Origin of the sequence: Streptomyces sp. NPDC058701 (genome assembly GCF_042715295.1) — a bacterium.
GTDB lineage: Bacteria > Actinomycetota > Actinomycetes > Streptomycetales > Streptomycetaceae > Streptomyces.
On sequence record NZ_JBHXSY010000032.1, the window covers coordinates 75,305 to 84,910 of the forward strand.

The window sequence follows — 9,606 nt, forward strand, 5'->3', positions numbered from 1 at the left end:
AGGCGGTAGCGCTGTGTGCGTGTTCAGGCGTGGTCGGGGTGGACGTAGACGGAGTGCGGGCCCCGGTCGCGGTAGTGGAGTTCGCCGCGTTCGGCGGCGGCCTTGAGGGTCTTGCGGACCGCTTCGCGGCTCCGGCCCACCAGGTCGGCGACCGCGGCGGGCTTCATGCCGTCGGGGCCCGCGGCCCGGATCGCGGTGATCGCATCGGGGAGCCATCCGGGCCCGGCTTCCTCCCGGTGGGCGGAGAGGTTGAGTCCCGGCCGCGGCTGCTCCTCCGGCTCGGCGGCCGGGTCGGGGGTGGTGGCGAACTGGGCGTCGATCTGGCGCCGGAACTGCTCGGCGAGCGCATCCTCATCCGCGACGACCGCCGGGGCGGTGCGGTAAGCGGAGAGGTTGAGCCCCCCGCCCACGACCGCCCGGCCCGCCGCGGTCGTGCTGCTGGTGCCCGCCGCGGTGTCGGGGTCGGTGTCGGTGATCCAGGCGGTGCGGGCCTGGTCCCAGCGGCGGGTGTAGTCGGGGCCGGCGGCCTTGGCGGAGACGGTGTCGAGGTAGGGGTGGCGGTCGCTGGTGGCATGGACGATGTCGCGGATCTGGTTGGGCTTGATCCGCCAGGACTTGAACAATCCGACCCCCGATTCGGGGGTGCCGAGGAACCCGGCGCCCTTGTAGGGGGCCTGGTCGACGCGGAGCCCGCGGGTGCCGGGGAAGCACTTCGACAGGTCCATGCCCTCGGTCTCCCCGCCGGTCAGCGCAACGCGGACTTTCGCTTCCCGGCGGATCATCAGGTCCCCGAGGACGTTGCCGGTCGCACCGAGGGCGGTCAGCACGGTGCGGACGGCCATGGCGCGGGCGATCCGAATGACCTCCAGGATCTTCTTCGCCAGCACCTTGGCCTGCTTGTCGCCGCTGGCGAGGATCTCCGCGCCCTCGTCGATGACGATCTCGATCTGCGGGATCTGCGGACTGACCGGCAGCAGGTCCGTATTGGCCTTCGCCATCAGGTCCTGATAGGCGATCTTGCGGTGCCTGGCCACCCGGATCGCGGCGTCCAGCATCAGGAGGGCTTCCTCATGGGTGGAGGCGAGCCAGTCGATCCCCGGCCGCACCGCCTGCCCGCCGTCGCCGGCCGGTTCCATCGCGGGGCGCACCCACGGGAGGCCGGCGGATCCGGCGTTCAGGTCGATGACCCAGGTGATGACGTCGGTGCAGCGGGAGAAACCGCCGATGACGGTGTGGACCATGTTCGTCTTGCCCGAGCCGGTCGGGCCGACGAGGAGCGCGCACTGCTCGCGCAGGAACACCGGCACCTCGTCCGCGTTGGTCCGCACGCCCCACGGGATACCGGTCAGGAGCGACAGAGGCCCGTAGTCGGACGGGTAGGGCATCTCCTGCTCCAGCACGTTGACCGTGGTCACGTCGACCAGGACGCGGCCCTGATCGATGCCCCGGGACGCGGTGGCGGTGCAGCCGTGCGGCAGCCGGGCATCCGCCGAGAGGCGCGCCGACTCGGATGCGACTTTCGCGTAGGTGACGCCGCCAGGCGGCAGTTCGGCGTCCAGGGTGAACCCGGCGCCGGTCGGCCACATCTCCACCGCGACCATCCGCACGGTGATCCCGCAGACCCGCTGGATGCGGTCCACCCATTCCGCAGCGATGGCCCGCCGCTCCGCCGACAGCTCCCGGGCCACCTGCCGCTCCGCGGCCGCGATGGCCTCCAGCTCCCGCGCTTCCTCGTACAGGCCGACGGAGCGGGCGGCGGCGCCCATGCCGACGCCGATCACGGCGAGGCTGCCGAGGGCGGTCCAGGTGAGGGGGTTGGTGGCGAGCGCCCAGGTGGTCCAGCCGGAGCCGAGGAGCCAGGACGCGGCCCGGGCACTGATCGTGCGGGCGGCGAGCCGCTGCCGCAGACCGGTCGCGGTGTGGCCCAGGGCACCCACCGCGCCGACCGCGAGAGCCCAGGCGGGGGGCATGTGAGCGAGTGTTCCGACCGTGGCAACCGCGTACGCCCCGGTCGTGGCGGACAGGGCGCCAGTGATGGGGCCGTGGCCGGCGGCCCAGTCGAGGGCGAGGCCGTTGTGGGTGACGGTGTTGGTGGTGGTCATCAGACGTTCCAGCCCTTCTCGGCGTCGGGGCCGTTGCGGGGGTCTTCGTGGCGGGCGATGTCCTGCTCGTGGATCTGCCGGAAGGCCGGGGCCAGGTCTTCTGCGACGTCCGTCGCGGATGTGAGGGCGCTGTAGATGTCGGAGAACCCGTCGGCGATGGTCTTCTCCAGCGGGAACTCAGAGTCGGAGCGCTCCGCGAGGATCCGCATGACGTTCGCGATCGAGGTCAGGGCCTCGGGCAGGCCTTCGACCATAGCGAGGATCTCCATGGCGCTCTCCGGCTCGTAGGACTGCGCGGCCTGCTCCATCTCCGCGGCCAGCTCCTCGAACCTGAAACCGGACATGCTGTCCATCTCGTGTGCTCCTTGGCTGGTGGGAAGTGCGGGAACGTACGTGGTGGGACGGGCGGCCCGGTCGGCGAGGGTGTCCTGGTCGCGTTCGGCGTCCGCCTGCTCCACGGCGGCCCGCTCGTCGTCTTCGAGTGCGTTGCGGATGTCCGCGTCCCGGTCGGTGCGCTCGGCGCGGGCCCGGCCGAGGAGGAAGCGGTAGAGGCGCCGGCCGGGGTTCATGAGCCAGGCCCATCCGAGCTTCCGCCCGAGCGGGGTGGTGACCATGCCCAGTGCCCCCAGCAGACTGCCGAAGACCGCGGCGGCCGCGCGGCGGGCCTGGAACCGGGCGGCGGAGCGGAGCAGCGCACGCCGGGCAGCCTTCTGCGCGGGGGCCTTGAGCTGCGCGATCCGCCTGCGGTGGGCGGCCTCTCGGACTCCCTGCTTGCCCGCGGCGACCGTCCGGCCCGCGCTGCGGTCCCGAGCCGTACGGCCCGCGGCGACGGCCCGGTCGCGGACCGCGGCCGCCTTGCCCATGGCCTCGGCCAGCGTGCGAGCCGCCGGACCGCGGGCCTTCGTGCTCCCCCCGCTGCCACCCGCACCGCGGCCGGTGCGGGTGTGGGGCTTGATCGGGGTGGGGTTGCGGGTGGCGGCCTTCGCGGCCCGCCGGGTGTCGGCGACCTGCCGGCGCGCCTGCACCGCCGCCGTACGGGCCCCGGCCCGGGTCGGCGCCTGCGCTTTCGCCTGCTGGCGCAGCGCCTGCACTTGCCCGGCACGGCCACCGGCCAGGCCGCCCGCGGCGTGGGCCGCGCGCTGCCGGACCGATGGCTTACCCGGCTTCCCGCCGGAGCCGGACCGGCGTTCTGCAGGACCCCCGGCCGTACGGTGCCGGGCCTGCCCACCGGACGACTTGCGGGGCCCGGCACCGCCCCGGCCGCCCGAGCGGGCTCCGCTCTGCGGCTGGGAGGGGACCCGGCTCAAGAGGCCACGCCCCCCGCTCCCGCCCGTCGTACGGCCGGCGGCCGGGGCGGGCTTGGTGTTCGGGGTCTTCTTCTTGGTCTTGGTGGCGCGGTGGTGGGCGGCGGCGACGCCGAGGACGGCGGCTCCGGTCATCGCCACCGCGGCGGCGAGCGGCCCGCCGGCCAGTGCGGCCGTGGCCAGCAGGCTGGCGGCGGTGTTGGTGCCGGACAGGGAGAGCGGCACGACGGGGAATCCCCCCGCGGTGTGCTCCACCTGCTTGCCCTCGACGGCCGTACTAGCCGCGGGCGGGGCCGGGGTGGGGGTGGATTCTTCTGGTGGTGCCTGCGGTTCGGTGATGGTGTCGGTCATGCTGAACGTGCTCCTTCAGGGGAGAAGAGGGCCCGGCCGGCGCTGTAGGAGGTGGGCGGCCGGGCCCTTGCTGACGTTTCAGGCGACGCGCTGTTCATCGGGGTACGCGCACGGGGTGCACATGCCGAGCGAGGCCGGGATGACGTAACCGGCGTCCCGTCGGCAGGCGGGGCAGGTCCGGCGGGCCGCATTTGCCTTGGCGAGCGCGGCGGCCCGGCGGGCGGTCATCGGCCGGACCGGCTTGGCCTGCTCGATCAGGTAGAGGTAGGCGATGAGCGGGCCGCGCTGGCGGCGGGGCCGTTCCAGTTGGGCGGCGACGTCCTGTCCGCCGGGCCGGAGCCCGGCGGCGCGGAGCTGACGTCGCGTGGCCATGCCGTCGGGGGCGAGGCGCCAGCGGTAGACCGGAAGGGTGGCCATCAGCCGAGGGCCGGGGCCGTGTTGGCTTCGCGGAGTTCCTGGTAGCGGCCGGTGACCCAGCCGACGGACCAGCCGGTCAGCTCGGCGGCCACCCGCACGGTCAGCCCCGCGTCGTGCGCCGCACGGACCACCGTGCGGGCTTTGTCTTCGAGGAGCTTCTCCTCGGGCGGTCCGGCGGAGAGCAGGGCGGCGCGTTCACGCTCGATCCGCTCTTGTTCACGGATCTGTTCACGGCGTTCACGCTCGGCCTGCTGCTGGGCCTCCAGCTCGCGCTTCTGCGCGGCCTGGTGCTTGAGGCGTTCAAGCTCGGCGGCGGCTTGTTCACGCTCGTGTTCACGGCGTTCACGGGCGTCGCGCTCCGCCTGCTCGGCCGCCGCTACCCGGGCGGCGTCTTCGCGGCGGATGCGGTCCTGCCGGTCGGCTTCCTCCCGGGCCAGCGCGGCTTGGTGTTCACGCTGTTCACGGGCGACCGTCGCTTCGTGCTCGCGCTGTTCACGCGCCGCACGGAGCCGGTTCTCCTCCCGCTCCGCAGCCTTCCGCTGCCGTGCGTCCTGCTCGGCCTGCTGGCGGGCTTCGACGGCCAGGACTGCCGCGGTCAGGGCCCGCCGGTAAGCGAGGCCTGCTTCCGCGGTGACGATCAGGAGGAGCGGGGCGACCGCGTGCACTGCGACGCCGACGAGGTCTCCGGCCAGGGCGGATACGCCGATGTTCAAGGCCAGGGTCATGGTCCCGGTCATCCACCGCAGCGCCACCGGCCACGCCCCGCCGTGCCCGCCCAGGCGGGCGAGGACGGAGTCGAGACGGACCACGATCACCACCGCGGCGTCCACGACGAGCGGCAGGATCGGGGCCGTCCAGCGCCATTCTTCGGGGGTGTGGGCGGCCATGAGGGGGGTGACGGTGAGGACGGAGTAGAGCATCGCTCCGCCCACGATCAGCCACGTCCCGACCGAGAGAGCGCGCTCGGATGAACGGATCTGAACACGGTTCACGACACGCCCTCCGCCCGTGAACGCTCCCCGTCGCAGGCGGGGATCCTGGCGTAGCCGATCAGCTTCACGCGCCCGCCGGAGTATGTGGTTTCGGCTTTCAGGACGCGGGTGAGGCCACCCTCTTGAACACCGTCCGACACGGTCCGGGACGGAATCACCAGAGCCTCACGCCAGATCTCGAACCCGTCGAGGTCGTCGTGGAACGCCAGCTCCAGCAGGTCGGGGTAGACGGTGGAGATCGACACGGTCGGGGCCGGCAGGTGCCGGTAGACGTCGGCGAAGATCCGCAGCGCCATCATCGGGGCGCCCAGCGCGGTAAGGGGGATCGGGGTGGTGGTCATGCGGCACCGCCCGTCATGCCCGCCGCCGCGGCGGCCTGGTTCAGCAGGACCCGGCGGGCGGCCAGCTTCTTGCGGCGGGCTCGGCGGATGCGCCGCTCGTCCAGCTCGGACGGCGCCCGGTCCAGGACGGCGATCTCCGCGTCGAGCAGGTCAACGTCCGCCAAGATCAGCGGCAACTCGAACTCGATCGCGTCCAGCTCCGCGTCCGACGGCTCCAAACCGTCCGACCACGGCATAACCACGTCGTGAAGTGCAACGATGGACTTCATGGGTCTTGCTCCTTCAGCAGAGGAACGGGACTCAGCAGCCCCCGGCGTTCCAGCGCCGGGGGCTGCACTTCGTTGGGGGTGGAGCGGATGCACTCGGCTCCCTGCGACCCCGTCCGTTCATCGCCGAAGCGACGGACGGACAGAGGAGGCAACCGGCCGGAGCACGGAGGCTGCGGCGGTCAAACGTTCGATGTCTCTTTCGGGGACGGACTGCCGGTTCAAGGAACAGCCCGCAATCCCCGTTGTAGGCAGAGACCTGCCGTCCGGACTGACAAGGGATCGACCGCCTCTCGGCGGACGACTGTCCGGCATCCCTCCCCCCGTCCAACGCGGGGCTCCTGGACCTTCGTATGCCTGGGCGCCCTGAAAGGCGGCCCAGGCAGGCATTGCAGTGGTAAGGCTTCGCTCCGAGCTCCTTACGGAGCCGATGCGGTACCTCTATTACAGGTCCTGCATCGACTCGCGTCAAGTAGGTCCCGCAGAGGTTGATTGCTTTGCGCCAGCACTTCCTGGTGCACCATCAGAATCGGGCCAGGCCAAGGGCGTTGTTTACCCCGCGCGTGGACACGTGAGGGCCTTCTGGCTACCGTCAAGAGCTCCCAAGACGTCCCAATGGGGGTGTAGATGCCCAACGAGCGCTTACGGTCGGCCCTGCTCGCGAAGGGGATGACCATCCAAAGACTCGCCGACACCATCGGCGTCAACGCGAAGACCGTGGAGCGATGGATCACGCAGGGCAAAGTCCCCTACCGACGCCACCAGTACGCCGTAGCCGCGGAGCTGGGCGTCAGCGTCACCACTCTGTGGGACGACGAACGGGCGATCGAGTCGTCCACCGACTTGAGCAAAGCCGAGATCGTGACCATCTACCCCCACAGACACATGGTGCCGACAGGTCTTTGGCGCGAGATGTACGACCGCGCCCAAACGTCCGTTGACGTGCTCGTTTACGCAGGGCTTTGGCTGTCGGAGGACCCGGATTTTCACAGAATCCTGAAGGCCAAAGTGTCGAACAACGCCCAGGTGCGACTAATGCTTGGGGATCCTGCATGCGCCGCCGTCCGACAGCGAGGCATCGACGAGGGGCACCGGATCATGGATGGCAAGATCCGCAATGCCCTCATGAACTACCGGCCGCTAATCGTCAGCCACCCGGATATCGAGATCCGGCTGCACGAAGCGACGCTGTACAACTCGCTGTTCCGCGCCGACGACGAGATGCTCGTGAACACTCATGTGTACGGCATCGGAGCCTACCTGGCCCCGGTTCTCCATCTGAGGCGGCTTCCTGGGGGCGGCCTCTTCAACACGTACGCGAACAGCATCGAACAGACCTGGGGACGGGCGCGCCAGGTGACCGACCACGACTTCACGGGAGCATGACCATGGGACGAATCGACTACCTTCACGACCCCGACGCGCCGCCCGCCAACAGCGTCGTCCCTTCCGTCGTGGCCCTCGTTCAGAACGATGCCGACGAGGTGCTGATGATCCAGCGCTCCGACAACGGCCGCTGGGCACTCCCAGGCGGAGGGCACGACCTGGGCGAGTCCATCAGTGACACTGTCGTACGCGAGGTCTGGGAAGAGACAGGCGTCAAGGCAGAAGTCCTCGACCTGTCCGGTATCTACACGGACCCTGGGCACGTGATGCTCTACGACGACGGCGAGGCGCGACAGCAGTTCAGCATCTGCTTCCGGGCGCGGCCGGTGGGTGGGGAGATCCGCACGAGTAACGAGACGACGCAGGTCCGCTGGGTTCCACCAGCGGACTTGGCCGATCTCGACATCCATTCGACGATGCGGCTCCGGATCCAGCATGCCCTGGACACGACCCGAAGCACGCCCTACATCGGCTGATTCGCGCTGGCCTTCGATTCGGAGATCCTGGTGAGTACGCGAACCGTGCACAGCAGGATCTCCGGCTCGGCGCGCCGGATGAACTGCCCGATCAAACTGTCGGGCCCGTAGCGACCTGCGATCTCGTTGATTCGGTCCACGGGGTTCGTCGGAGTGCCGTCCGGCGTGGTGTTCATGTCGCAGAAGCAGAGCGCGTCCGCCAGACACTCCTGTTCACGCGGGAACTCAGCCTCCAGCTCCTCCCGCAGGCCACGAGCTTCCGCCTCCATCCAGGCGCAGGAGTGGTGGGCGACGAGCCGTACTACGCGTTCGTCGGCGCCGACGCTGCGGAGGTAGCGGGCACCATCGAGGGGGTGAAATCCCGTCGTCGCCAGGGCGGGCGCGTATCCAACGTCATGGAGAACGGCAGCAGCCTCCAGCACCTCGGCATCCGGACCCAGGATCTTCGCAATGGCCCGCGCTCGCTCGGCGACGCCGAGACAGTGCCTCCAGCGGCGGGGTAGCGGCTCGGCCAGCAGGGACTCCGCGAGCGGATAGGCCCATTCCGTGAGCGTGGCGGTGGTCAAGACTTCAAGTCCTCCTGTTGCGAAGGTACGGCCCGAACGGCCCGCCTCTTACCCTGCCCCCCTTCGGTGAGCAGGCCGGCGGCTTCAAGCTGGGTCAGCGCCTTGCTGATGGTGGGACGGGAGGCCCCCAGGCGAGCGCTGAGCTCTCCTGCACTCAGGAAGGGTGCCCCCACCGCAAGTCCCTCAGCCGTAATGAGCTCGGCGATCCTTTCGGAAAGCGGTCGCCGATCCGCCCGTGTCCCGGCACGCGTGACGCGCCAGCGCGCCCCAGGGACTGGTTCGGCCAGACCGTTCTGCTGAAGCACTCTGAACGCGCGGAGGGCGACTCCTCGGCTCACGCTGTACTCATCCATCACTTCCGCCAGCGAAGGCAACTCGGCCATAGCAGGCTCAGCAGTGATACGTCCCTTGATGTGGTCAGCGATTTTCAAGAAGGTCCCGCGTGGGCTCGCCTGCTCCGTCACTCAGTCTCCTTGTCGTACCAACAACTGAACCAAGAGTCGCACGACGTGTCTTTCCCCACGGGTGCGGGGAGCAGCGGACCAGCGTCCGCGCGCGGACAAAGCCACCTCCGGCGCAACTCGGCGCTCAGGGTCGAGCGCGGCCCCCCTGCCTCGCTACAAGTAGACCGGCCGAGGAAGGGCAGCCGGTCGCGGCGACAGGAGGTGGGCCACCACCTCAGGCGCGGCCGCCAAAACGGTCACTGCCTCGCAGTGCACTCCCGGTCCCGTCCCGCGCAAACTAATCGCTGTGACGCTTGCTCCGCCTGCGATCAGCTTGGACCAGTGGCGAGCCTTCTGCTTGTTCACATAGCCGATCGGCTCTTTGCCGTAGTTGGGGTGCACGGCCACAGCAAAGGGGTCATGAGGGTTGTCTGGCTCAGGTACCAGCCGCAGAGGGCGCCCTGGTCTCAGATCAGCCCGGCAGGCGGCCTCCGGGTAGTACGTAACCCCTCGCAGGTTGGTCACGTAGAGCCCAGCTCGCTGAAGCCGTCGATCAGTCGGGCCAACCAGCAGCCCTGTCTCGTCTTCGCAGAGACGCAGACCGCCTTCGTATTCAACAAGGTGCAGCCGGTGAAGGCCGCCGGGTGTCGGCACGAATCGATCTGTGGGCCCGTCCGACGGAACGTACATGGCTTCCCCCCTCGTACGGAGTCGCTCCACCCTGCCATGGCGAGGCAGTCCTTGTGAGCCATTCCCCCTGCGGTGACGGCAGCATCTGACCGCGATGTTGCAAAGGGTCGCTGCCATTGGCCGACCGAGGGCATCGTCAGCGCTCGGAGTTGCGACTAGTGCTGTGACCGCGAACCTTCGCCGGGTTGCTGGGCCTGTGATCAAAAAAGGAGGGGTTGCTCCCTCCGGTCGCGGTACGGTCCTGCCATGTCCCGATCAGCCGATATCGCCCT

Annotated in this window: 11 protein-coding genes; 2 read left to right on the forward strand and 9 right to left on the reverse strand. The window is 69.8% G+C overall.

Going from position 1 to position 9,606, the window contains the following annotated elements; genetic code table 11:
- Window positions 1-23 precede the first annotated feature (23 nt).
- The 6 genes from ACFWW8_RS28000 to ACFWW8_RS28025 all read right to left on the reverse strand — a co-directional run bounded on the left by ACFWW8_RS28000 (window position 24) and on the right by ACFWW8_RS28025 (window position 5,776).
- The gene (locus tag ACFWW8_RS28000) at window positions 24-2,102 is read right to left on the reverse strand and encodes a hypothetical protein (RefSeq protein ID WP_386532577.1); all 2,079 of its coding nucleotides are present in this window, start codon (window positions 2,100-2,102) and stop codon (window positions 24-26) included.
- On the reverse strand, window positions 2,102-3,757 hold the full coding sequence (locus ACFWW8_RS28005; RefSeq protein ID WP_386532580.1) for a hypothetical protein: 1,656 nt from the start codon (window positions 3,755-3,757) through the stop codon (window positions 2,102-2,104). The genes ACFWW8_RS28000 and ACFWW8_RS28005 overlap by 1 nt, the downstream gene beginning before the upstream one ends.
- 78 nt (window positions 3,758-3,835) lie before the next feature.
- Entirely contained in the window at window positions 3,836-4,174 is a 339-nt protein-coding gene (locus ACFWW8_RS28010; protein WP_386532583.1) for an RRQRL motif-containing zinc-binding protein, read from the reverse strand.
- Window positions 4,174-5,166, reverse strand: a complete 993-nt coding sequence (locus ACFWW8_RS28015) for a DUF2637 domain-containing protein (RefSeq protein ID WP_386532585.1) — start codon at window positions 5,164-5,166, stop codon at window positions 4,174-4,176. Before ACFWW8_RS28015 ends, ACFWW8_RS28010 begins: the two co-directional genes overlap by 1 nt.
- Window positions 5,163-5,507, reverse strand: a complete 345-nt coding sequence (locus ACFWW8_RS28020) for a hypothetical protein (RefSeq protein WP_386532588.1) — start codon at window positions 5,505-5,507, stop codon at window positions 5,163-5,165. Before ACFWW8_RS28020 ends, ACFWW8_RS28015 begins: the two co-directional genes overlap by 4 nt.
- On the reverse strand, window positions 5,504-5,776 hold the full coding sequence (locus tag ACFWW8_RS28025; RefSeq protein ID WP_386532591.1) for a DUF6284 family protein: 273 nt from the start codon (window positions 5,774-5,776) through the stop codon (window positions 5,504-5,506). Before ACFWW8_RS28025 ends, ACFWW8_RS28020 begins: the two co-directional genes overlap by 4 nt.
- 624 nt (window positions 5,777-6,400) lie before the next feature.
- Between ACFWW8_RS28025 and ACFWW8_RS28030 the strand changes: the two genes are divergently transcribed.
- Both ACFWW8_RS28030 and ACFWW8_RS28035 read left to right on the forward strand, forming a co-directional pair.
- On the forward strand, window positions 6,401-7,159 hold the full coding sequence (locus ACFWW8_RS28030) for a helix-turn-helix domain-containing protein (protein ID WP_386532594.1): 759 nt from the start codon (window positions 6,401-6,403) through the stop codon (window positions 7,157-7,159).
- Window positions 7,160-7,161: 2 nt separating this feature from the next.
- A complete protein-coding gene (locus ACFWW8_RS28035) occupies window positions 7,162-7,635 on the forward strand; it encodes an NUDIX domain-containing protein (RefSeq protein WP_386532597.1) in 474 nt (157 codons plus the stop codon).
- On the opposite strand, the gene ACFWW8_RS28040 is transcribed toward ACFWW8_RS28035, so the two are convergent.
- The 3 genes from ACFWW8_RS28040 to ACFWW8_RS28050 form a co-directional block, all read right to left on the reverse strand.
- Window positions 7,623-8,201 (reverse strand): HD domain-containing protein, encoded by a 579-nt coding sequence (locus ACFWW8_RS28040; protein ID WP_386532600.1) that lies wholly within the window; start codon window positions 8,199-8,201, stop codon window positions 7,623-7,625. The genes ACFWW8_RS28035 and ACFWW8_RS28040 overlap by 13 nt on opposite strands.
- Window positions 8,198-8,584, reverse strand: coding sequence for a GntR family transcriptional regulator (locus ACFWW8_RS28045; RefSeq protein ID WP_386532618.1), 387 nt, complete (start codon window positions 8,582-8,584; stop codon window positions 8,198-8,200). Before ACFWW8_RS28045 ends, ACFWW8_RS28040 begins: the two co-directional genes overlap by 4 nt.
- Window positions 8,585-8,818: 234 nt before the next feature.
- Window positions 8,819-9,451 (reverse strand): HIRAN domain-containing protein, encoded by a 633-nt coding sequence (locus ACFWW8_RS28050; protein ID WP_386532603.1) that lies wholly within the window; start codon window positions 9,449-9,451, stop codon window positions 8,819-8,821.
- Window positions 9,452-9,606 lie beyond the last annotated feature (155 nt).